This window comes from Lentzea sp. NPDC020367, from assembly GCF_044387305.1.
Taxonomy (GTDB): Bacteria; Actinomycetota; Actinomycetes; order Mycobacteriales; family Pseudonocardiaceae; genus Lentzea.
The window spans coordinates 40,531-63,073 of record NZ_JBIRVV010000016.1 but is presented as its reverse complement, the minus strand read 5'-3'; the positions used below and the strand labels follow the sequence as shown (position 1 = coordinate 63,073).

Annotated in this window: 23 protein-coding genes and 1 pseudogene; 9 read left to right on the top strand and 15 right to left on the bottom strand. The window is 68.1% G+C overall.

The genetic code is table 11. The features are described 5' to 3' along the window. Positions 1–11: 11 nt before the first annotated feature. From ACH413_RS40555 to ACH413_RS40520, 8 genes are all read right to left on the bottom strand, one after another. Positions 12–2,633 carry a LuxR C-terminal-related transcriptional regulator gene (locus ACH413_RS40555; RefSeq protein WP_360046314.1) on the bottom strand — a complete coding sequence of 874 codons (2,622 nt, stop codon included), beginning with the start codon at positions 2,631–2,633 and terminating at the stop codon, positions 12–14. A 441-nt stretch (positions 2,634–3,074) separates the two neighbouring features. Then, a complete protein-coding gene (locus ACH413_RS40550) occupies positions 3,075–3,674 on the bottom strand; it encodes an NAD(P)-binding protein (protein ID WP_360046312.1) in 600 nt (199 codons plus the stop codon). A 371-nt stretch (positions 3,675–4,045) separates the two neighbouring features. Next, positions 4,046–4,912, bottom strand: coding sequence for a hypothetical protein (locus ACH413_RS40545; RefSeq protein WP_360046310.1), 867 nt, complete (start codon positions 4,910–4,912; stop codon positions 4,046–4,048). A 47-nt stretch (positions 4,913–4,959) separates the two neighbouring features. Further along, the gene (locus ACH413_RS40540) at positions 4,960–6,612 is read right to left on the bottom strand and encodes a choice-of-anchor B family protein (protein WP_360046308.1); all 1,653 of its coding nucleotides are present in this window, start codon (positions 6,610–6,612) and stop codon (positions 4,960–4,962) included. 152 nt (positions 6,613–6,764) lie between these two features. Next, on the bottom strand, positions 6,765–7,562 hold the full coding sequence (locus ACH413_RS40535; protein WP_360046306.1) for a hypothetical protein: 798 nt from the start codon (positions 7,560–7,562) through the stop codon (positions 6,765–6,767). A 10-nt stretch (positions 7,563–7,572) separates the two neighbouring features. Next, the gene (locus ACH413_RS40530; protein ID WP_360046304.1) at positions 7,573–7,812 is read right to left on the bottom strand and encodes a hypothetical protein; all 240 of its coding nucleotides are present in this window, start codon (positions 7,810–7,812) and stop codon (positions 7,573–7,575) included. 8 nt (positions 7,813–7,820) lie between these two features. Next, on the bottom strand, positions 7,821–9,032 hold the full coding sequence (locus ACH413_RS40525; protein ID WP_360046302.1) for a cation:proton antiporter: 1,212 nt from the start codon (positions 9,030–9,032) through the stop codon (positions 7,821–7,823). Positions 9,033–9,239: 207 nt separating this feature from the next. Next, positions 9,240–9,710: a hypothetical protein gene (locus ACH413_RS40520; RefSeq protein ID WP_360046300.1), complete on the bottom strand. Its 471-nt coding sequence runs from the start codon at positions 9,708–9,710 to the stop codon at positions 9,240–9,242. Positions 9,711–9,776: 66 nt separating this feature from the next. On the opposite strand from ACH413_RS40520, the gene ACH413_RS40515 reads away from it, so the two are divergent. Next, entirely contained in the window at positions 9,777–10,385 is a 609-nt protein-coding gene (locus tag ACH413_RS40515) for a TetR family transcriptional regulator (protein ID WP_360046298.1), read from the top strand. Continuing rightward, positions 10,382–11,632 (top strand): glycosyltransferase, encoded by a 1,251-nt coding sequence (locus ACH413_RS40510; RefSeq protein WP_360046296.1) that lies wholly within the window; start codon positions 10,382–10,384, stop codon positions 11,630–11,632. The genes ACH413_RS40515 and ACH413_RS40510 overlap by 4 nt, the downstream gene beginning before the upstream one ends. Here ACH413_RS40510 and ACH413_RS40505 read toward each other — a convergent pair. The 3 genes from ACH413_RS40505 to ACH413_RS40495 are packed head-to-tail and all read right to left on the bottom strand — an operon-like array spanning position 11,620 to position 14,158. Beyond that, on the bottom strand, positions 11,620–12,399 hold the full coding sequence (locus ACH413_RS40505; protein ID WP_360046295.1) for an ABC transporter permease: 780 nt from the start codon (positions 12,397–12,399) through the stop codon (positions 11,620–11,622). The two genes, ACH413_RS40510 and ACH413_RS40505, sit on opposite strands and share 13 nt — an antisense overlap. Next, positions 12,396–13,307 (bottom strand): ABC transporter ATP-binding protein, encoded by a 912-nt coding sequence (locus ACH413_RS40500; RefSeq protein WP_360046293.1) that lies wholly within the window; start codon positions 13,305–13,307, stop codon positions 12,396–12,398. Before ACH413_RS40500 ends, ACH413_RS40505 begins: the two co-directional genes overlap by 4 nt. Next, entirely contained in the window at positions 13,304–14,158 is an 855-nt protein-coding gene (locus ACH413_RS40495) for an SAM-dependent methyltransferase (RefSeq protein WP_360046291.1), read from the bottom strand. Before ACH413_RS40495 ends, ACH413_RS40500 begins: the two co-directional genes overlap by 4 nt. A 240-nt stretch (positions 14,159–14,398) precedes the next feature. Between ACH413_RS40495 and ACH413_RS40490 the strand changes: the two genes are divergently transcribed. Continuing rightward, positions 14,399–14,770, top strand: coding sequence for a MerR family transcriptional regulator (locus ACH413_RS40490; protein ID WP_360046289.1), 372 nt, complete (start codon positions 14,399–14,401; stop codon positions 14,768–14,770). A gap of 4 nt (positions 14,771–14,774) precedes the next feature. Here ACH413_RS40490 and ACH413_RS40485 read toward each other — a convergent pair whose 3' ends face one another. After that, complete coding sequence (locus ACH413_RS40485; protein WP_360046287.1) at positions 14,775–15,005, bottom strand: hypothetical protein; 231 nt, start codon at positions 15,003–15,005, stop codon at positions 14,775–14,777. Positions 15,006–15,085: 80 nt separating this feature from the next. After that, a complete protein-coding gene (locus ACH413_RS40480; RefSeq protein WP_360046285.1) occupies positions 15,086–15,214 on the bottom strand; it encodes a hypothetical protein in 129 nt (42 codons plus the stop codon). 264 nt (positions 15,215–15,478) lie between these two features. Between ACH413_RS40480 and ACH413_RS40475 the strand changes: the two genes are divergently transcribed. After that, the gene (locus ACH413_RS40475; protein ID WP_360046283.1) at positions 15,479–16,975 is read left to right on the top strand and encodes a SulP family inorganic anion transporter; all 1,497 of its coding nucleotides are present in this window, start codon (positions 15,479–15,481) and stop codon (positions 16,973–16,975) included. A 199-nt stretch (positions 16,976–17,174) separates the two neighbouring features. On the opposite strand, the gene ACH413_RS40470 is transcribed toward ACH413_RS40475, so the two are convergent. Continuing rightward, positions 17,175–17,438, bottom strand: coding sequence for a metal-sensitive transcriptional regulator (locus ACH413_RS40470; RefSeq protein WP_360046281.1), 264 nt, complete (start codon positions 17,436–17,438; stop codon positions 17,175–17,177). A gap of 350 nt (positions 17,439–17,788) precedes the next feature. Here ACH413_RS40470 and ACH413_RS40465 point away from each other — a divergent pair, with 350 nt between their 5' ends. From ACH413_RS40465 to ACH413_RS40450, 4 genes are all read left to right on the top strand, one after another. Next, complete coding sequence (locus tag ACH413_RS40465) at positions 17,789–19,144, top strand: MBL fold metallo-hydrolase (protein ID WP_360046279.1); 1,356 nt, start codon at positions 17,789–17,791, stop codon at positions 19,142–19,144. After that, positions 19,144–19,932 carry a sulfite exporter TauE/SafE family protein gene (locus tag ACH413_RS40460; RefSeq protein ID WP_360046277.1) on the top strand — a complete coding sequence of 263 codons (789 nt, stop codon included), beginning with the start codon at positions 19,144–19,146 and terminating at the stop codon, positions 19,930–19,932. The genes ACH413_RS40465 and ACH413_RS40460 overlap by 1 nt, the downstream gene beginning before the upstream one ends. Positions 19,933–20,045: 113 nt before the next feature. Then, positions 20,046–20,525: a cation:proton antiporter regulatory subunit gene (locus tag ACH413_RS40455; protein WP_360046275.1), complete on the top strand. Its 480-nt coding sequence runs from the start codon at positions 20,046–20,048 to the stop codon at positions 20,523–20,525. A 2-nt stretch (positions 20,526–20,527) separates the two neighbouring features. After that, positions 20,528–21,697, top strand: a complete 1,170-nt coding sequence (locus ACH413_RS40450; RefSeq protein ID WP_360046273.1) for a cation:proton antiporter — start codon at positions 20,528–20,530, stop codon at positions 21,695–21,697. 52 nt (positions 21,698–21,749) lie between these two features. Here the strand turns inward: ACH413_RS40450 and ACH413_RS40445 are convergent, their stop codons facing one another. After that, a complete protein-coding gene (locus ACH413_RS40445) occupies positions 21,750–22,184 on the bottom strand; it encodes an SRPBCC family protein (protein ID WP_360046271.1) in 435 nt (144 codons plus the stop codon). Positions 22,185–22,318: 134 nt separating this feature from the next. Here ACH413_RS40445 and ACH413_RS40440 point away from each other — a divergent pair. After that, positions 22,319–22,534: pseudogene (locus ACH413_RS40440) on the top strand (SulP family inorganic anion transporter); the annotation flags it as partial. Between the last annotated feature and the right edge of the window lie 9 nt (positions 22,535–22,543).

Here is a 22,543-nt window from a genome sequence, read left to right as displayed (position 1 = left end):
ACGGCAACCGACTACGTCGCGGCGCCGGACATCCGTGAGGTCTCCATCCTGATCAGCGCCGATCGGGATCGGATGCCCAGCTTGCGGTAGACCTGACGCAGGTGGGTGCCGACGGTGTTCGGCGAGACGAACAGATGGCGGGCGGCCTGCTGGTTGGTGAGCCCGCCCGCCACGACCTCGGCCACCTTCCGCTCGGTCTCGGTGAGGCTCTCCCAGCCGGAGGTGGGGCGCGTCGCATGCTTCCAGTGCCGCCGCGACACCCCAAGAGCACGGAGGCGCGCACGCACCCTGACCACGTCCCGTTCTCCGCCGAGCGCGGCGTAGTCGCTCATGGCGCGGTCCAGCTCCAAGATCGCGCTTCGGTGCTCCCCTCGGCCGGAGAGGAGGTCGGCGTGGTCTTCCGCGGCCGCGGCCCGTGCCCACGGATCACAGTACGACCGGGTCGCCTCGGCAACGGCTTCCACGTCTCCGTCGACGAGGGCGCGGACGTGCTCCGCCGCCACGCGCACGGCGGAGAGCTGGGGGTTGCGCAGGCTGATGTCCGCCATGGCCTCGATCACGGCGTGGGCGACGTCGCGCCAGCCCACCTCCAGAGCACAGCGGGTCAGCCAGGCCGCGCTACCGGATTCCTCCAGCACCAGCCAGCGCAGAACACCCTCCCGCACGCCCGCCGCGAGCAGTTCGACCGCCGCCGCCGGACCTTCCTGCGCCGCGGCGACTCGCATCCTGAGCCACAGGCAGGCCGCCTGCCAGGGATCGGTGCGAAGCTGCCAGGCTCCCTCTTCCACGGTGCGCAGGCAGTTCTCGGCCTCGGCCGGAGTCCCCCGGCGCAACGCCAGGTGGCCCAGCGCCAGCCACGCCTGCGGAGCGAGCAGGGACGGTTGACGATCGTCCGTGCCGACCACGATCCGCGCGGCCGCTTCGACCTCGTCGAGGCGACCGGTGACGAGGTGCACCCTGGCCTTCAGCGCCGCCTCCGCCACCGGGGTCGCGGCCTGCGCGAATCCCCGCACGACAGCCTCGGCCCTCTCGTGCTCGCCGATCTTCGCCAGGAACAGCGCCAGGTACCACCGCGGGTCGAGGATCTGTGCCTCCCCCTCCGCGTGGTTGAGCACGACGGCATCGTGGAGGACACCCAGCGCGTCCGCCAGCTGCCCGCTGCCCCACCGTTCCAGCCCGAGAACCGTCATGGCGCCGACGCGCACCGCCTTCTCGTGACGATCCGGAGCTCTCACGATCTCCCGGGCGAGGTCGACCGCCGCGTCGTCCCCGTTCAGGTGCGAGGCGGCGAGGTGAGCGATCACAGTCTCGCGGGACTCGGCTCCCGACCGCACCAACGCCTGGTCTGCGGTGCGCGCGGCGGAGTGCGTGTCGCCCTGAAGCAGGATCGCGGTCGCCAGAGACGCGCGCAGTCCCGCCACAGCTTCGACCGGGGCACGGCCGGCCGGTACCGCGGGATTCGTCGCGTCCTCGATCACGTTCTCGGCCAGGGCGACCGCCTCTTCCAGGTCACCCGCCCTGGCCAGGGCCTCGACGGCGGTGCTTGCCATGCGCATGCGTTCCGCGCGCGTGGGTTCGAGCAATCGCACGCAGCGGGTCGCCAGCGACGCCGCGGCGGCCGGATCACCGACGATCATCCGGCGAGCCCCTTCTGCGATGACCTCCAGGTCGTCCGCGTCCCCCGGCCTCACCACGTGCGCGAGCTGCACCGCGGCCCGGGTCACGCCGTCCGAACGCGTCAGCATCAACGCCGCCGCCTGCCTGCGCAACAGGGCCCGGACAGGAGGAGGCACCGAGTCGAGCAGCACCCGCCAGATCGGCTCGGCCCGGAACGCGAAGGTGTCCTCGTCACAGACCAGAAACCCTTGTCGCACCGCCTCGTCGACGGCCGACAGCAAGACCGCCGGCGACTCACCGAGCATGGCCGAGAGCTCTTCGGGAACGACCGGAGACCCCAGCACCGCCGCCAGCCGGAGAGTTTTGACAGTGCGCTCGGACAGTCGCCGAAGGCTGTGCTCGATCCGCAGGGACACACGTCTCGGCACGGGCGAAGGCCCGCCGAGGTCACACGCGGATGGCGTCGCCACCGCCCGCGCGTGACCGTCCGCAACATCGATGTCACCGTCCTCCAGGAGGCCCCGCACCACCTCGATCACCGCGCAGGGCGTCACGTTGACACTCTCCACCAGGGTGAGCAACGCTGTGTCGGGTCTGGCGTCGACGTGGTCGGCGACCAGCTGCGCCAACGCATCGCCGCTGACCGGCCCGAGCCTTCGGACCGGCTCCACCGCAACCCTGCCGCGAAGTCTGTCCAGACAGATCGACACCTGGCTGGACGACGCGTCTCCCGGTTCCGACGTGAATGCCAGCAGCCACACCACCGGGCGGTCCGCTGCCGCGAGAACGAGATCGCACAACACGGCGAGAACGGAGTCGGCCGACAGGTGCAGATCGTCCAAGGCGACTAGAACGGTCCGATGTTCGTGTACCTCGCCCAGCAGCTTCTGGATCGACTCGACCACGTCCGTCGCCGTGGCGCCGGCGACGGCGAACCCCATGCCACGTGCGACCTCGGCCACCTCGGCGAGCAGCCGGGTCTTCCCGCCCCCAGGAGCGGCCTTGACCAGCAGCACCCTGCTCCGCCGCTCGGAACCGGCTTTCCTCAGGTTCGCCTTGATCTGCTCGAGGTGCTCCTCGCGCCCACGTAGCGCCCATCTGTCACGGCTGACCGCGGCAGCGGCAGCGCGCTGTGCTGAACGCCGGACCGTGTGTGGCGCCTCGGTCCGCCTGGCATCGGCCCTCCCGCAAGGACGGCCGGTCACCAGTGCACCACGTTGTCCAGGTACAGCCTTGTTCACAGCGTTGTCTCCCCTTGTGCCTCTGCCGTTCCCGGGATGCCCCTGATCCGCTGGGGGAACGGTCACCGGTCACCGATGCCTTCATCTTCTGGCACGGGAACCGGGAAGACTTGGGGGATTTCTGAGCGAGATGTCGGGACCCGCTGAGGGGCTGGTGGACCGAGGCCTGCCACGAACTGAGACGACGTGCGACCTGCCGGAGGCAGACGCGTCGTGCTATACGTCGCGCAGCACGAGAAGCCGGTCGTTCTCGACGAGCCGCGCGACCGCGGGATCCTCCGCCCAGAGACGCTGACCACGCCGCAGCACGGCGAGCACCTGATGTCCGCACGTGCGCGGCGAAAGACCGATCTCTCGCTGCTCCACCGCCCGTTCCACCACGGACCACTCCGGGTCGCCCGACTCCTGTCGGCGGTGTCGCCCGCCAGGAACCCATTCGGAGACCTGACGAACGGCGACGACGTGGTCCGCTCCGGTGCGTGTGGTCACCTCGTGCAGTTCCGGGTTCGACACGACGGTGATGACCGTCGCGAACTCGTTCACGGAACGGACGGCAGAGGTGACCCGCAGCGCCAGATCGTCGTTCGTCACCGCGACCACGACGTGATCAGCGTCGTGGACGCCGGCGAGCCACAGCGTGCGCAGCCTCCAGGCCGGCCCCACGACGGCGCGCAGGCCGTCCATCACGGCCTGTTCCGCCCGTACCGGGTCAGCGTCGACGACAGTGCAGGAGTGGGTGCATCCGCTTTCGCGCAGGGCCGTCACGAGGACTCGACCCCGGACGCTGTAGCCGATGAGAACGGTCTTCGAACCCATCCACACTCCTGATCACGGCCTCTGCTGGCACGGTCCCGTTCCCGAGGCGCAGACCTCGACCGATTCGGATCCGTACCAGCAGTGTGCAGGACTCGTGCACACTGCAACCTTGCGAGGTCCTTTCGATCCGGCACCGTCATCGAGAGCGTCCACAAAGGACTTCTTCACTCGCCGCGCAGCTACGGCGCGCCGTAGCGGTCGACTGTCGTCTCGGCGAAAGCGGCGATGGTGTCCCTTTCGCACTTCACCAGGGCACCATGCCTGCGCCCACCTTCGTTCCGCGGGGAATTCCGCACTTTCGCAAACACTCGACTCGGGCGAATCGTCGGCAAGCCCGCAAGAGCGCGGACATAGGCGTGCGAGGTGCGAGGTCATGCCACCGCGAAGGTGAGCGCGGCGGTGTGCAGGGCTCCGCCGTGGGAGAACTCGAGGAACAGCCGGTACTCGCCGCGTTCGGCGAACACCGAGCGGAAGGTGAGTTCGCCGTCGATGAGCGGTGCCCCTGCCGGTTCGACGGGGTGCAGATGGGTGGCGGAGAGCAGCATGGTGTGGAACCCGGTCATGTGCCCGTTGGAGCCCAGGTGCGGTTCGAGCTTCTCCACAGGTTTGCCGTCCGGGGTGCGGATCGCCAACCTGATCCGCCGCTCGGCCATCAACGGCAGCACGGCGGGTTCATCGACGCGGGTGACGGTGTAGCCGGACGTGGTGACGGTGCTCGCGTCCGGTGCCGGCACGGGAACCAGGTCGGTGTCGCCGGCGAGACTGAACGGAACACCGAGTACCACCGGGTGCAGCGGATCCTTGGTGTCCAACGGGATGAACTCGGAGAACATCCGGTACGCGCCGCCGTCGGGAAGGTTGACCGCAGTGTGCCAGGTGTCGCCCTCCAGCACCGGGTGGACGTGGCGGAACACGTGCATGTCGTCGCGGACGACGAAGAAATGCATCTGCTTGGTCTGGTTGTCCATGAACCGGGTGACGGGTTTGCCATCCTTGCCGAGGATCCGGAACGCCACTGCAACCGAGTCGCCGCGTTCGGCGGGCATGACGACACGTTCGATCCGGTAGTCGCCCTCCACTTCGGACAGTCCGTCGCTGTGGCTCGCGGGCACGACGGCGGCGGCCTGCTGGTGGTGCACTGGAGCGGAGGTGGAGCGGAACAGCATCACTCCCCCGCCCACCACGACCAGGACGGCCACCAGCGCGAAGATCAGGTCGGTGGGGCTCGGCTTGCGCATGGTCGGCTCCTGGGTGGGGTGCCCCGGTGAAGGGGCACCCCGGCCGGTCAGAACTGCAGGCTCCACGAGTCGATGTAGCCGGTGTCGGCGCGGGCGACGTCCTGGACCTTGAGCTGCCAGGTGCCGTCCGCGGTCCTCGCCGAGGCGTCGACCGTGTAGGTGGTGATCACGTTGTCCGCCGAGTCGTTGCCCGACCCCTTGAGCCGGAACGAGGTGCCGTCCGGCGCCACCAGGTCGATGACGAGGTCACCGCGGTAGCTGTGCTTGATGTCGACGTTCACCTTCAGCGCCGACGGGGCCTTGCCCGTCACGCCGGACACGGTGACCGGAGAGGTCACCGCCGCACCGGCGTCCGGGATCTGCACGTCCGCCGTGTTCTCGAACTTCTTGCCGGCGGGCGGCGGTTCGGTGGTGCCGAGGTTGGGCTTGACCACGACCAGGCCCTGCTCGATGCCGTTGACCAGCACGATGCCGCTGGCGAAGTACGGGTAGTTGCTCCACGCCCCGTTGAACTTCGCCTCGTTCGCCGCCGGGTAGATGTCGAAGTACCCGGCCTCGGACAGCTGCGCGTTCGCGACGCCGCTGACGTCGAGGATCCGCAACCCGGCCTGGTAGTTGGCCTGGTAGGAGTACTTGCCCTTGATGTACTGGTTGTGGTCGATCGCGCTCGCGGGCGAGTTGTAGACGCCGGTGTGCACGGGGTTCGCCAGCGACGCGAGGTCCCAGATGTAGGTCTTGGTGCGCTTGTCGGTGCCGCGCGACTCGTCCAGCTCGTCGTCGAGCAGGAAGTAGCGCTGGTCCTCGGTCAGCCAGCCCTGGTGCGAGTACTGCGCGCCGGAGTAGCCCTTGCGCGAGATCTGCTTCGGGTTGGCCTTGTCGGTCACGTCGACGATCGTCAGCGTGTCCTCGTTGGAGTTGAAGCAGATCTCGCGTCCCTTGTAGGTGGCGTCCGGGCCGCGGTAGACCACGCACTGGTTGTCGTGCGTGTAGCCGTCCTGCGACACGCAGCCCGCGTTCTTGGGCTGTTTCGGCGTGCGGATGTCCACCATGTGCGGGCCGCCGCTGCACGTGTTGGAGCCGATCGCGTACGCGTACCCGGTCTCCTCGTTGATGGCGATGTTGTGCGCCGGCCCGAAGTCCTTGTACAGCGCGTCGGTGGTGAACGTCTGCGGGCTCGTCACGGTCCGCAGGCGCGTCAGGTCGAACACCTGCATGCCGTGGCCGGTGATGAAGTCCGCGACGATGAACGCGTGGTCCTTGTAGACCTTCATGTCACGCCACGAACTGCTGCCGCCGTTGGACGGCAGGTTGCCCAGGAACCTCGGCGCCGTGGGCGTGCTGACGTCGACGAACGCCGTGCCGTTGGTGCGGCCGACGATCGCGTACTCCTTGCCGGAAGACGGATCGGTCCAGCCCCAGATGTCGTTGCCGTTGCCGCCACCGATCTGGGCCAGCGGCAGGACGCTGAGCAGATCCACGTTCTTGCACGGGTAGATGTCGGCCTTGCCGTTGACGCACGGCACACCGGCCGCGGTACCGGTGACGGCATGCCGCTCGGCGGGCAGGAAGTCGGCCATGAACGTTCTGGCCGCCGCCTGTCCCTCGGGAGTGTCCGGGTCGTGCGCCGAGGCGCCCGACATCGTGAGGGCGATCGCCGATGCCGTCAGCACCGCGAGCGCCCCCAGGCGCAGGGTTTTCATGAAGTTGGGCTCCTCACGGAAATCCCGGCCGCTCAGGACGCGGTCGGGTGCAGGGTTTCCGATCAGTCACCGACGGTAGAACTACCTGCTGCCTGACGTGCACCGTCGTTCGTCTGGTCTGTGTTACAGCTGGGCAACACCCAGGCCGGTGTTCAGTCCCGGCCCTGCGACCACAGCGCTCTGCGGCGGTTGATCAGTTCGGCGACGAGCTCGGCGTCGTGGACCGGCATCAGCCGTTGATCGTGAGTGGCTGTCAGCAGAACGGCGGGTCCGGCTTGTGCGTACAACGTGATCCCGCCTGGCAGGGTGATCCACGGCCGCTGTTCCGGAACGACGGGGAGCTGCACTGGCGTGACTTGCAGGAGTTCGCGGAACGGAACGGACATGTCGATCTTGGCTTTGCCGTCGCCGCTCACGGGCAGCCGCACCGTCCACTCGACACGGTCGCGCTCGATGGTGATCCGAGCAGACACGAGTTCGGATCCCTCGACCACGGCGCGTACAGGGAGCGTCAACCGCAGGTCTGCCGATCCCAGTTCCGGTACCAAGGGAACGAGAAGGGCTTGGGCGGCGAGGTGGGCGGACAAGCCGGTCGCCACCGCCACCACCCAGCACAGGCAGAACAGGATGGACGGCGTGACCTGTGCTTCGGACGTAATGCTCGTCGCGATGCCGTAGGCGGGGATCGCGCTGGACAGCAGCTGCACCCCGGCGGTGAAAGCGGCCGCGAGAAGCCAGACCGACGGGTCGAGGGGCGCTTGGCGCCGGAGCCACTGGCGCAGCGCCACCGCCGCGATCGCGACCGGAATCAACGCGATCGCGGACGACGACACGATGTCGTCCTCGTTCAGCATGACGATCGCCGTGCACAGCAGCACTTGCAGCCCCGGCAGGATGACGGAGAACGCCGTGATGTACCGCCGGCTGCGTGACCACCGTTCACGCAGCACCGCATCAGCGTCAAAGGTCACGTCGATCTTTTCGCTCGACGTCGCCGGACGGAGTGACGAACCACAGCCCCAGCATGCTGACCCCGGTGACGGCCAGTCCGAGGGAGTCCGTCCAATGGCCGGTGAACTCGCCGTCGAACCACACCAGCACCCAGCCGAGGACGGCGGGCAGCTGGAAGCGCCAGTGGCGTCGCGGAATCGCGAAGAAGGACAGCAACACGAGCGCTGCCCACACCCAGGTCAAGTTCACTGATGCCGTCACAACTGCTCGCGTTCACGCCGATCGTCGGGCCGGCCGGTGGGCAGCCCGTCCGGGGGTTCGAAGCTCAGCGCCTTGGCCACCGGCACGTCGGTCGAGGAGTGCAGCACGATCGACAAAGCGATGGTGATCGCGACGAGATCGAATACGTGCTCACCCGCGGGTATCCCGGCTTGCAGCACGAGAAGCCCGTAGACCACGGACGCGAAGCCCTTGGGACCGAACCACGCGGCGGCGGAACGCTCACGTGCGGGTAGCGGAGTGCGCAGCAACGACAACATCATCGCGGCAGGCCGCACCAGCAGGATCGCGATGACCGCGACCGCCCAGTCCCCCACGCTCAGGTGCGAGATTCGTTCCGGTGTGATCAACGCGCCGAAGACGAGCAGGGCGGCGAACTTCGTGATCTCGGACAGCAGATCGCCGAAGTGCTCGAAGTGCTCTGCCGCGACACGGTCCAGCGTCGCGATCGTCGACCCGGCGGCGAACGCGGCGAGATACGGGTTGGCGTGGGTGAGATGGCAGGTGGCGTACAACATCACCGCGATCGCCAACGGTCCAAGAGCCTGCAGGCGAGGCTCGGCGGTGAAGATCCGCAGCCGCCAGGCCAGCACCACGACAGCGGGGATCACCACACCCAGCACGAGGCCGGCCGCCAGTTCGATGCCGATGGTGAGGAAGTCGGTGTCCCTGTTCACCGCGGTGGCCAGGAAGATCAGCACGAACGGCAGCGCCAGGCCGTCGTTGAGACCGGACTCGATGTTGAGAAGCCGCCGCAGCCTCATCGGCACGTCGGTGCGGCCGACGATGGCTGAGGCGAACACCGGGTCGGTCGGCGAGAGGATCGCGCCGATCAGGAACGAGGTCGTCCAGTCGAGTCCGGTGAGGAAGTGCGTCGGCACGGCGATGCCGATCATGGTCAGCGGCATCGCGAGGCCCAGAGCCCTGCCCGAGAGCCGCCACCCCTGTTTCAGGTCGGGCAGGCCCGCGCGCTGGCCGTCGGTGAACAGGACGGTGAACAGCGCAAGATCAGCCAGAACGGTGACGAACGTGCTGTTGGACGGGATGGCGACGAGCCCGAACCCGCCCTGTCCGATCAGAGCGCCCGCGACCAGGAACATCAGGGCGGTGGACAGGATCGTGCGGGCGGCGAGCCCGGACAACGAGACGCTGATCAGCAGGACCAGTCCGAATGCCAGCACCAGCGCCATAGAGGAATCCCGTCCACGTCGTCCAGGCCCACCACGAGGTTCGTGACGGGCGTTGCCGACCAGACTTCCCGGCGCACCGCGCGCAAAGATGCCGCAAAGCCGCGCTCAAAGCAAACCGGGGGCCGCGCCTCGGCACTCTGCCGTGACGCACGGCGTGAACGTCGGTCGAAGCACAGTGCTCCGCACTCCGTCCACAGCAGACTCACATCAAACAGCCGCAGGCTCGACCGCGGAGGTCCGTCCGGCCACGACCAGGACATCTCTCCTGTTCACCACGGTGTCGGCGGTGGCCTGGGTGAAGCTCTCGCCTTGCCGCTTCACCTTGACCACCATCGCCGCGTACTTGGACTGCGGCCGGCTCTGATTCAGCGGCGACCGATGGTCTCTTCCAGGGCTCGGGGTCTTGATCATCACGTAGTCGTCCTCGAACTCGATGTAGCCGAGCAACCGTCCGGTGACCAGGTGAGCGACCCGTTCGCCCATCTCGTGCTCCGGCAGCACGACGTGATGCGCGTCAATGCGTTCCGGGATGCCGGCTTCCAGGTCGGTTCCATGCCCACCACCGCTCGGCGGGACTGGTCGGCACCGAGTCGCCGCATCACTACTAGATCGGTCGCGTCGGCTACGACCACGTGGGTGAGCTCGCGCGCGAGTCGTTCCTCCCGCGATCAGCGCCATCAGGACCAGCTTCCTCGCGACACGGCGGCCTGGACAACGACTAAACAGTTGTTCAATACTCTGTACATGCGTTCAGCATCAGACTTGACCGCTCGTGCTCGCATCCGCGATGCCGCGCTGACCCGATTCGGCATGGACGGCATCGCGGGCACCTCCGTGCGCGCGGTGGCCTCTGATGCCGGTGTGTCACCTGCGCTGGTCGTGCACCACTTCGGTTCCAAGGACGGCCTTCGAGCAGCGTGCGATGACTACGTCCTCGATGCGATCCGTTCCGGAAGCGACGCGGCAACCGATGCACTGGGCGAGGTTCTGCATGCCGCGACGCCGGTCCGGCGTTACCTGGCACGAGCGTTGCTCGACGACACGGCGGCGGCGGGTGCGTTGTTCACCGAGATCGTCGAGCGCACCGAGCAGTGGCTCGCGCAGGGCGAGTCGGAGGGCTGGGCACGACCTGCCTCCGACACCAGGGCCCGGTCTGTCACCTACGTGTCCTGGTTGCTGGCGCCGCTCCTGCTCGGCGATCACGTCGGCCGCCTGCTCGGCGGAGATCCGGCCGAGACCCCGACTGCCGTGCGGGGCGCGCGGGCCGGGTTGGAGATGCTGACCGACGGCCTGTTCGTGGACGACCGCTGGCTCACCGCTTTCGCGGCAGTCGAGGAAAGGTCAAGCCGGTGAGGGTTCTGCTTGTCGCACACGGCACGCGCGGCGACGTGCAACCGTTGCTCGCGCTCGCCGTGGCGCTCAACGACGCCGGGCACGAAGCGCTGCTCGCGGCGCCGGCGTCGTTCGGCACGAGCGTGCTGGCACAGAACGTCGAGTTCGCGCCGTTGGACGACGGGCCGAACCGGCTGCTGGACGACCCGCTGTTCAAGGAGGCGATCGAGGGCGGGTACCGCGGCCTGCGGGGCAAGATCACCGCGCTGTCCACGATCAACCGGATCAAGCCGTTGATGGGCGACGTGTTGCGCGATGTCGGTGCGGTCGCCCGGTCGTCCGGCGCGGACGTTGTGGTGCACACGCCGAGCGTGCCGGCGCAGCACGCGGCCGAGATGCTCGGTGTTCCCGCGGTGCTGGCCGCACTGCAACCAGGCTGGGTTCCGACCTCCGCGTTCCCCTGCCCGATGGTGCCGTTGCCGCGCCTGCCGAGATTTCTCAACAGGGCGACCTATCTGACCGTGTCCGCGACGCTGCGCGCCTACGCCGGCGTGATCACCAAATGGCGCACGGAAGAACTCGGCCTGCCGCAAAGCAAAGGCCCCGGCGACGCGATGGTGTTGCAAGCGTTCAGCTCCAGCGTCACACCGGTCGACCCGCAGTGGCCGGACTCGGTGCGCACCACCGGTTTCTGGTACCTGCACAGGGCTTCGAGCTGGACGCCGGATCTCTCCCTGCACGAGTTCGTCGCGGCCGGACCGGCTCCTGTCTACATCGGATTCGGCAGCATGGCAGGGCGGGACGCCCAGCGGACGGGTGACATCGTCGCCGCGGCGGTGAGCCGTGCCGGGGTGCGTGCGGTCGTCGCCACCGGGTGGGGCGGACTTGCCGCGCGCTCGTCGAGCGATCTGCTCGTCATCGACCAGGCGCCGCATGACTGGTTGTTCGGCAAGGTGAGCGCGGTCGTGCACCACGGCGGCGGGGGAACGACCGCCGCGGCTCTGGCAGCAGGAACCCCTCAGGTCGTCTGTCCTTTTGTCGCGGATCAACCGCACTGGGCTCAGCGGATGCATGTCGTCGGTGTGGCTCCGGCGCCGTTGTCGCACAAGAAGCTCACGGCGGAGACGCTGGCGAACGCGCTCAGCCAAGCCGTCCACGATCCCGCGCTGCGCCGACGCTCCGAAGAACTCGGCGACCAGATCCGATCCGAGAACGGCACCACCGCGGCCGTACGTGCTCTCGAAGCCTTCACACGTCAACGATCCTGATCAGCTTGCCGCCACCACAACGCGGTCGCCGCCACCCCCGCCACACCCATGAACAACACGAGGAGATAGCCGAGCAGTCCGGGAGCAGGATGGTCAGGACCCGCCAGCCCGCTCAGCAACGCGGGCACCGACCACGGGAAGAACTCGCCGTAGCCCAGAGCGGCGATGATCTGAGCGCAGAACACCGCGACGATCATGACGCCCACTCCGGGCAGGTAGCCACGGCCGACGCAGGCCGCAAGCGCCACGGGCGTGGTCAGCAGGACGGTCATGACCGCGACCACCGCGATCCTCCCGAGCCCCGTCAGTACGACGGCCGAGGACCAGCCCGACAGCCCGAGCACGGACCCGATCACCATTCCCAGCACGAAGAGCTGCGCCGTCAGCACGAGGCACCACGACGTCGTCACGGCGAACTTGGCCGCCACGATCGCGACCCGGGGAGTCGGCAACGCCAGCAGGTCCTTCACCGTGTTCTGGCTGAACTCCCGGCCGAAAGCCCAGATGGATACCAGACCGAACACGATCATCCCGCCGACCGCGGTGGTCTGGGACAGGAACGCCAGGTAGGTCGGCCAGTCCGCCTCGCCTCCCACCAGCGATGCCTTGGTGCCGATCAGACCGAGGGATCGAGCGCGGTCCTGGTCCTGCAGGATGAACATGAACAGGCCGCCCACCAGTGCAACGACCGTGAACGCCACCACCGTCATCCACGGCATGTGCGAACGCCGCGCCTTGATGATCTCCGTGACCAGGGCGTCGATCACGACCTCACCACCCGCAGGAAGAACGTCTCCAGGTCGTCCTGCTCGACCACCAGACGGTAAGGCGGACAGCCCGCCGCCACGAGCGCGGTGACCACCCCTTCCGGCTCGCCAACCGACCGGGCGTCGGTCAGCACGATCTGGTCACCATCGCCCCTCAGAGGGCGAAAACCGGCCGCCAGCAAGGCGTTCTTCGCCGTAGCGGAGTCACGAACGGACACGGTCAACCTCTGCTGGGCGTGCTCGGCGAGGTGGTCGGCGGCGAGCTCACGGACAAGTCGTCCCTGGTCGATCACCCCGACACGGGTGGCCAGTCGCGCGACCTCGGTGAGGATGTGACTCGACAGCAGCACAGTCACACCGTGCTGCTGATTCAACTCCAGCAGCAAGTCGCGGATCTCGACGACTCCCGCGGGGTCGAGGCCGTTCGCCGGCTCGTCGAGGATCAGCAGTTCCGGTTGGTGCAGCAGGGCTTTCGCCAGTCCCAGACGTTGGGCGTTGCCCAGCGACAGAGTGCCAGCGCGCTGCCCCGCGTACTGCGTCAGCTTCAACCGGTCGATCACGTCGTCGACCTGCCCGCGGCCGCGCAACCCGCGCAGACGCGCCGCGACCACCAGGTTCTCCACCACCGTGAGCTCCGGATACGCCGAAGGCGTCTCGACCAGATAGCCGACGCGCGACCACATCGCATGAACGCCCGGACCCACAACAGACCCCAACACGGTCACACTGCCCGCGGTGGGCCGCACCATACCCAGCAACATCCGGATCGTCGTCGTCTTGCCTGCCCCGTTGAGTCCCAGCAACGCGTAGATCTCACCAGGAGCAATACAGATCGACACGTCGTCGACCACGGCGACAGTGCCGTAGCGCTTGGTCAAACCCTGCACCTCGATCACGGCGACGCTCATGCTCCGACTTTCACGCAGTACACGGTGCGTTCGATCTCCGACACCGGCAGCCCACGGCCGGACGGCTCCACGTATCGGGCGGTGAACTCCTGCGGGCCGAGCTGCTCCACCTGCGCCCACCCGTACGGTTCGAGGAACTCCGCCACCTCGTCCGGCATCAGACCGAACTTCCACATGCGCCGCTTCGTCACGAACTCGCGGTAGCCGGCCTCGGCACCGAACATCGCGGTGCCGTCCAGAAAGTCGTTGCGCAGGTAGGTGAACACCAGTTCACTGCCGGCCGGGGCACTGGAAAGGAAGTCGAAGGTGGCGCGAACGGCGTCCTCGGTCAGGTACTGGGTGACTGCCTCCCACACGAAGAACACCGGCCCATCACCGCCGTACCCGTGCTGCGCCAGTTCCTCGGCGAGGTCCTGTTCCTCGAAGTCGACCGGCACCAGAGTTAAACCCGAAGGCAGAGAACCGAACACCGCCAGCAGCCGATCCCGCTTGGCTGTCACGTTGCCCGGCAGATCGACCTCGAACACATGGCCTTCCCACCCACCACAGCCCCGCGTGTCGAAACCGGCACCAAGCACGACCGCCGTACGGGCATCCGTTGCGTCAAGACGATCGTCGATGTAACGCTTGCGGCACAACATGCTCGCCCACAGGCCGGGGATCTTCTTCTCCGTGGCGGAGACCAGCATGGCGCGAATCGGCCGCCACCGGGCAGCCGCGACGGCCCAACGGCCGGACGCGGGCAGGACTCTGGCAGCGAGCTCGTCGTGCACCAATCGGTGTTCTTCGAACTGGTCGACGGCAGCGATGACCATGGGGCCGATAGCCGTACCGGTGACAGCGGTGTCCACGAAAACTCCTCGAAGTCAGCGTCGTACAACACGCCGACCAGACTTCCCGGCACACCTTGGGGAAAGTCTACCGCCACGGCTTCCTCTGGCCAGCGCGAGTTTCTTCCGCTTCGACCTGCCGTACCCGTCTCGGTCACGTCAACGCGCGTGCGCCGAGGTTCACGGCTCGCAGCAGGACCCGCCTGACATGCCAGAATGGGGGATCAGGTCCAGTGCGGAAGGGACGTTGTGGGCGAACACATGCAGATCGGTGAGGTGGCAAAACGGACCGGTCTGTCGTTGCGCACGATCCGCTACTACGAGGAAGTCGGCCTGGTCGTGCCCAACGCCCGCAGCCAGGGTGGGTTCCGCCTCTACACCGAGCCTGACGTGCAGCGGCTGGGCGTGATCATGCGGATGAAGCCGCTGGGCTTCCAGCTCGACGAGATGCGCGAACTGCTGGGCATCCTCGACGCGCTGGCCGTCGGTGACGCCCCGGACCGCGACGAGCAGTTGCATCGCCTGACGAGGTTCTGGACCGCCGCCGAGGAACGCTGCCAGGCGTTGCGCACGCAACTGGGCATCGCGGAGGCCTTCGCCGCTGCGCTGCGCTCGCACCTGTCGGCGAACTGAGTGCTCAGTCCAATCGGGCGATCCCCTGCGGTGTCCGGTCGTGCTCCAGTCGTGTCCACAGGGCGGCGTACGCGTCGGCACGGGCGAGGCCATTCGAGCGTGGCGGATCAGGCATCCGGTCGAGCACCTTCGTGGGGTCGCACACCCACACCGGCACCCCGGCCAGTTCCAGCCGCGATACGCCTTCCTTGAGCCGGGTGTAGGTGCCGGTGAGATTCGGCGGGATGCCGACCATGCCCAGCCGGGTGACGAACAGATGGTCCAGCTGTTCCAGCGTCAGCGGTTCCGATCACCATGTCCCGCACTGCTCGACCGTCACCCCCTGTGCCGGCTCGGATCGCGGGCGGGCACGGACTCCAGGCTCACCAGAAGGTCCGCGAGTCGTCGCAGGTTGGCCGGGTCTGGTGGCGGCACGACGTCGAGGTCGTTGGGTTCCACGTCCACGCCGTAGACGGCGAGGACCGTGGATCATGCACGCCGCCCAGGCCAAGGGGTCCCGGCGACAGGTTGGAGACGTTGCTCACGATCAGTCCGATCACCCACAACTCTACTCTCACGTTACGGTAGGATTTGGTTCCGTTGCGCCGGAGTAGCCGCAACCACTCCCACGACCACACTTCCTGGGCAGTTCGACAGCACCAGGACATTGGCCCATGCTCATCACACGAGCAACCGCCGCGCGGTCTCGTGCCATCTCCTGAGGTGTTGATGTCCTCGTTCCAGGCTGCCCCGCGGCCGTCCCTGCTGCAGCGCGTCCGCACGACGTGGTTCGCGAACCCGCGCGCCGACCTGCTGTCCGGCTTGGTCGTCGCGCTCGCGCTGATCCCCGAGGCACTGTCGTTCTCCGTCATCGCCGGCGTCGACCCCAAGGTCGGCCTCTACGCCTCGTTCACCATCGCGATCATCATCGCGTTCACCGGCGGCCGACCGGCCATGATCTCCGCCGCGACCGGCGCCATGGCGCTGGTTCTGGTGCAGTTGGTGCGTGATCACGGCGTCGAGTACATGTTCGCCGCCACTGTCCTCACCGGTGTGTTCCAGATCCTGTTCGGACTGCTCGGCGTGCACAAGCTGATGAGGTTCGTGCCGCGCACCGTGATGGTCGGCTTCGTCAATGCTCTCGCGGTCCTGCTGTTCGCCGCGCAGATCCCGCACATCACCAGTGGCGGCTGGCCCGTCATCGCCCTGGCCGTGCTCGGCCTCGCGATCATCTACCTGCTCCCCCGCCTCACCAAGGTGATCCCCGCGCCGCTGGTCGCGATCGTCGTGGTCACCGCACTCACGGTGTTCCTGCACATCACCGTGCCCACCGTCGGCGACCAGGGCGAACTGCCCACCGCGCTACCCGGATTCGGCCTGCCGATGGTCCCGTTCACGCTGCAAACGCTGTACATCATCGCCCCCTATGCGCTGACGCTCGCCGCGGTCGGCCTGATCGAGTCGCTGCTCACCGCGCAACTGCTCGACGACATCACCGACACCGGCTCCAGCAAGGGCACCGAGGTCCGCGGCCAGGGCATCGCCAACATCGCCACCGGCTTCCTCGGCGGCATGGCCGGCTGCGCCATGATCGGCCAGTCGATGATCAACGTGAAGTCCGGCGGCCGCACCCGCCTCTCCACCCTCGCGGCTGGCGTGTTCCTGCTGGTCCTCGTCTTCGTCCTCGGCCCGGTCGTCTCGCTGATCCCGATGGCCGCGCTCGTCGCGGTCATGGTGTTCGTGTCGGTCAGCACGTTCGACTGGAGAAGCATCAAGATCTCCACGCTGCGCCGCACCCCGAAGAGCGAGACCGCGGTGATGGTCGTGACCGTCGGCACCGTCGTCGCCACCCACAACCTCGCACTCGGCGTGCTCGCCGGCGCGCTGCTCTCCGCGATCTTCTTCGCCCGCCGCGTCGCCCACCTCGTCGACGTCTCCAGCGTCCTCGACCCCGACGGCGACATCCGCGTCTACGCCGTCACCGGTGAGCTCTTCTTCGCCTCCACCAACGAACTCCTGCACGCCTTCGACTACACCGACACGGTGTCCAAAGTGGTCATCGACCTCTCCGGCGCCCACGTCTGGGACAGCTCCGCCGTCGCCACCCTCGACGCCGTCACCGCGAAGTTCACCTCACGCGGAATCGACGCCGAGATCATCGGACTCAACCAGCACAGCGAACAGCTGCACACCAAGCTGTCCGGACAGCTCACCGGCTCCCACTGATCCGCCCGACAGACCCGGCTTCGCAACGGGGCCTTCACGGCAATCCGCCGACCCCTTCGACGATGTGGGGCATCCGCAACGTCGGGACGCTCGCGGTCGGACGACCGGCGCCTCCGCGTCCCTCTTCGCCGATCCCGGATTCGCGCAGGCCCTGTCACCTGCGCGTCTTCACCGAAACCCGAAGCTCCCGGCCTCCGGGTCAGGCCAGCGCGAGGAAGAGTCTCTCCAGTTGCGCGCGGTCGGCCAGAGCCTGCTCGGAGCCGTCGGAGATGCACTGCTCCAGCCCGCTGGCAATGAGCTTGAAGCCCGCACGGTCCAGCGCCCGGGAGGCGGCGGCCAACTGCGTGATCACGTCCTTGCAGTCCCGCCCGGACTCGATCATCTGCACGATTCCGCCTACCTGTCCCTGGACGCGTCGCAGTCGCTTGACCACGTCCGCGAGGGTGTCCTCGTTCAGCTCCACCCGAACCTCCTTCGATACCCCCTAGGGTACCCGGACCACGGCGCCACGTCCGTCAGCGACGCCCGAAAGGCCACCACGACCGACGCTGCGGCGATTCGGCCGGGCAGGAGCAGCGCCGGGCGGCGGGCACATCACCCAGCACCTGCTCGACATGGTTGCCACAACCCCGATAGGACGGCTTGCCACACCGGGAACAGGTGACCCGTTGACACACGACGATCCTCTTTCCTCGATCCGGGAGCTGGATACCCCCTGGGGTATGCCAGGTTTATCACATACCCCCAGGGGTAGTCGAGACGAGCCGCTACGGTAGAACCGTAGATACCCCCGGGGGTACAAGGAGTGAGGACATGACTCAGGTCATCGCGATAGACACAACGAGTTTGGGTGATCGCAGCTATCTGGTCGGCGATGGCTCGGTCGCGTTCGTGGTGGATCCGCAGCGCGACGTAGACCGAGTGCTGGATCTCGCCGCGCGACACGGACTGCGGATCACCGACGTCTTCGAGACGCACATCCACAACGACTACCTCACCGGCGGTCTGGCGCTTGCTCGCCTGACCGGCGCGGCCTACCACGTCAACGCCGCCGATCCGGTGTCGTTCGACCGGACACCGATCCACGACGGTGGCATCGTGGAAGTGGGCGACCAGATGCGCGTACGGGCCCTTGCGACGCCGGGGCACACGTTCACGCACCTGTCGTACGTGCTCGAGACACCTGATCGCGCCCCGATGGTCTTCACGGGCGGATCGCTGCTGTTCGGGTCGACTGGACGCCCTGACCTGCTCGGTCCCTCGCACACGGACCGGCTGGCGCGGGCACAGTACGCCTCAGCGCACCTGCTGGCCGACGTACTGCCCGACGACGCCGAGGTCTTCCCCACCCACGGATTCGGCAGTTTCTGCGCGGTCACGCAGTCCGCGGCCGACCGGTCGACGATCGGCGCGGAGAAGCGGACCAACCCGGTGCTGACCAGCGACGAGAAGTCCTATGTGGATGCTCTGCTCGCAGGCCTCGACGTCTTTCCCGCCTACTACGCCCACATGGGTCCTGCCAACACGGCGGGACCGGCCGCTGTCGACCTGACCGAGCCCAGGGCCGCCGAACCGGCCGAACTGCGCGCCCGCATCGACGCCGGAGAGTGGGTGGTCGACCTGCGTTCCCGCACCGCATTCGCGGCAGGGCATCTCGTGGGCAGCCTGAACTTCGGCCTCGACGGCAGCTTTGCCACCTACCTGGGATGGCTCATCCCCTGGGGTACTCCCGTGTCACTGCTCGGCGACTCCGCGGCACAGGTGACCAAGGCCCAGCGGGAACTGGTGCGCATCGGCATCGAGCGGGTCGAGTCCGCCGCGACCGGCACGCCCGAGGAATGGTCGGGCCCGGCACCACTCGGGACCTTGCCTCGGGCGAGCTTCGCCGATCTGGCCGCGGTGCGGCACCACCGGCCAGTCGCGATCCTCGACGTCCGCCGCAACCTCGAGTGGGCGGGCGAGCACGTCAACGGCGCGGTGCACGTGCCGTTGCACGATCTGCTGCATCGCCTCGACGCGGTGCCCCGGGGCGAGGTGTGGGTGCACTGCCAGTCCGGTTACCGCGCCTCCATCGCCGCATCGGTGCTCGCCGCCAACGGCCGCCGCGTCGTCGTGATCGATGACGAGTTCGACCAGGCCGCTCGTGCCGGTCTGCCCATGGTCGCCTGATGCTGCCGGCGGCGATCTTCGGACTGATCGTCGGCGCCGTGCTCGGTGTGCTCGGCGCCGGCGGTTCGATCCTCACCGTTCCCGCGCTCGTCTTCGGCGTCGGGATGCCCTTCTCCACCGCCGTGCCGACATCCCTGGTCGTGGTCGCCGTCTCCGCGCTGGGCGGACTCGCCGCGCGCTGGCGGACCGGTGCCGTCCGCTGGCCCGTGGCGCTGGTGTTCTCCGCAGGAGGCGTGCCCGCGGCGTTCGCCGGAGCCACGCTCGGACGACTGATCCCCGAACGCTGGGCGTTGCTCGCTTTCAGCGTGTTGATGGCCGTGGCGGCCATACGCATGCTGACCGCTCCCGCCGAGTCCGGGAGCGCGTGCCGCACCCGTGGTGGCGCGGTCGACTGGCGCGGCTGCCTGCCCAAAGCGCTGGCCGCAGGAGCCGCCGTCGGCGCGCTCACCGGGCTGTTCGGTGTGGGCGGCGGGTTCATCGTCGTGCCGGTGCTGACCGTGTTGCTCGGCTTGACCGCTCCCGAAGCCGTCGCCACCTCCCTGGTCGTCATCACGATCACCGCGCTGGCGGGCCTGACCGCACACGCGACCACCGCTCCCAGCCTCGACCTCGGCATCACGACGATCTTCGCGGGCGCAGCCCTCGTGGCCGCCGTGATCACCGGACGCCTCGCCCACCGCCTGCCCGCCGACACGGTGCGCCGCGTGTTCGCCTGGACGGTACTGATCATCGCAGTTGGCACGGCCACCTCCGCGGCTTTGTTCCCCTCCGCACTCCACGCCACGTGAAGCCGCACCGCCCCACTTTTCTTCACAGTGGACAAGCTCGGCCTCCGGCTGAGCACCGGCCGGAGTTGCCTGGGCCCGTTGGCGAGGCACGTCCGGGCGGACATGATGATCCGATGGACGTGAACGAGGTTCTCCTGCCCGGAGTGGGACTGCGCTACGAGTTCACCAACGCCGACGGTGACCACATCGGCATCGTCGCCCGCCGGGAAGGCAGCTTCGAGGTGATCCGCTACGCCGCGGACGACCCGGACGAGGCACAGCCTCTGTTCAGGCTCACCGTCGCCGAGGCCGACACCGTGGCCGAGATCCTCGGCGCTCCGCGCATCGCGGAGCGGTTCGCGGACCTCACCAAGGAGGTACCCGGTCTCGGCGCGGCGCAGGTGGTCGTGCCCGCCACGTCGTCCCACGCCGGCAAACCGCTCGGCCAGACCCGGGCACGCACCCGTACCGGGGCGTCGATCGTCGCGATCGTGCGCGGTGAAGACGTGCTCGCCTCTCCCCCGCCCGACGAGGTGCTACGCCCAGGAGACGTGCTGGTCGTCATCGGCACCCACGACGGCATCAGCGGCGTGCGGCAGATCATCGAGACCTGACGATGCGCACCTCTCTCGCCTTGCTGCTCGAACTCGGCGTCATCCTCGTCGGGCTCAGCGTGCTCGGCGCGGCCGCGAGACGCTGGTCGTTCTCCCCCATCCCGCTGTACCTGCTGGCAGGCCTCGCACTCGGCAACGGCGGCCTCGCCCCCGTGCCGGCGGCCGGCGAGTTCGTCGAGGCAGGCGCCTCCATCGGCATCGTCCTGCTCCTGCTCACCCTCGGACTGGAGTTCAACACCGCCGAGTTCACCCACAGCCTGCGCCGGCACGTGCCGTCCGCGGTGCTCGACCTCGTTCTCAACGCGACCCCCGGCGCGCTGGCCGGCTGGCTGCTCGGGCTGCACTGGACGGGGATCCTCGCTCTCGCCGGAGCCACCTGGATCTCCTCCTCCGGCATCATCTCCCGGCTGCTGAGCGACCTGCGCCGGCTGGGCAACCGCGAAACACCGGCCGTCCTGGCGATCCTCGTCATGGAGGACTTCGCCATGGCGATCTACCTGCCGGTGCTCGCCGTCCTCGCCTCCGGTGGTACCTGGTGGCAGGCGGCAGGCGGCGTGGCGGTCGCGATCGCCAGTGTCGCGGCGGCCTTCACCGCCTCGCACCGCTGGGGCCACCACGTCAACCGCTGGCTCGCCCACCCCGACGACGAGCAGCTCATGCTCCGCGTCCTCGGCACCACCCTCGTCGTGGCCGCCCTGGCCGAACTCGTCTCCGTCTCCGCCGCCGTCGGCGCGTTCCTCGTCGGGCTCACCCTGACCGGACAGACCGCCGAGCGAGCGCGCGCCGTGCTCGCGCCTCTGCGCGACCTCTTCGCGGCCGCGTTCTTCCTCGCCATCGGCTTCGCTGTCAGTCCGGCCGACCTCCTGCCTGTTCTGCCGGCCGCCTTCGCGCTCGCCGCCGCCGGAGCCGCCACCAAGCTCGCCACCGGCTGGTACGCCGCCCGCCGCGACGGCATCGCTACCCGCGGACGACTACGCGCAGGGACCGCCCTCATCGCACGCGGCGAGTTCTCCATCGTGATCGTCAGCCTCGCCGCGGCCGCAAGCCCAGAACTCGGACCTGTTGTCACCAGCTACATCCTCATCCTCGCCACCGCGGGCCCGCTGCTCGCACGCTGGTCCGGCGACTGGTTGCGCAAAGTTCCGAGCCCCGAACCGCCTCCGATGCGATGACCGGGTCGCAGTGAACATCACGAACGAAGCCTCTGACCGGAGCGAGAGCCAATCAGAGCCGCTCGAGCCGGTCACGCAGACGTTCAAGGTCCGCGGTGATGCTCCTGCTCACCTGGCGGGCCATCAGTGGCGTTGCCCAGCCGAAGAACCTCCCCGGCGAGCCGGTCGCCCGGATCGCGACGAGCGTGCCGTCCAGGGCGTCAGCCAACTCATAGCGCACGGCCATCGGAAACGGCCGCTCAACCTTCATCTCCACGAGCCGATCCGGTTCGTACTCGGTCACCACGTAGCAGTAGACGAACTCGCGGCCGAGGAACCTGGCGGTGCGTGCAACTTTCGCGTCCTGTGCGAGCGGACCAGGCTGGGACGGCTTGCTGGCCGTGATGCCGCCGGTCCATTCAAGGTCGTGCGCGGGGTCGAACATGAACGCGGCCACCTCAGTACGTGGGCGGCGCACAAGTATCTCGGGACGAACGTCAACCGCCACCTGTCACCGCCTGACCTGTTTGCTGGTGCGTTTCGCGCCACTGCCCACATCATGCCCGGCGAGGCTCGAGCCCGCGCGGGAGCAACCAGTCGCGCCTTGCGGGAAACGGCCCCCACGGGCTCGGCACCGCGTTGGTGTTCGCGCTCATCGCCTCGGCGGAAAGTCTCTTCGGTGCCACCGCGGTCGACCGGATGCACGACGGACCGAAGACCAAGTACGGTCAAGAACTGATAGCGCAAGGGACCGGAAACATCGTGTCCGGGTTCCTCGGCGGTGTACCACTGGCGGCTGTCGTCGTCCGCAGCGCCGCCAATGTGCACGCCGGCGCAAAGTCAAAGCTTTCCCGTGTACTACACGGG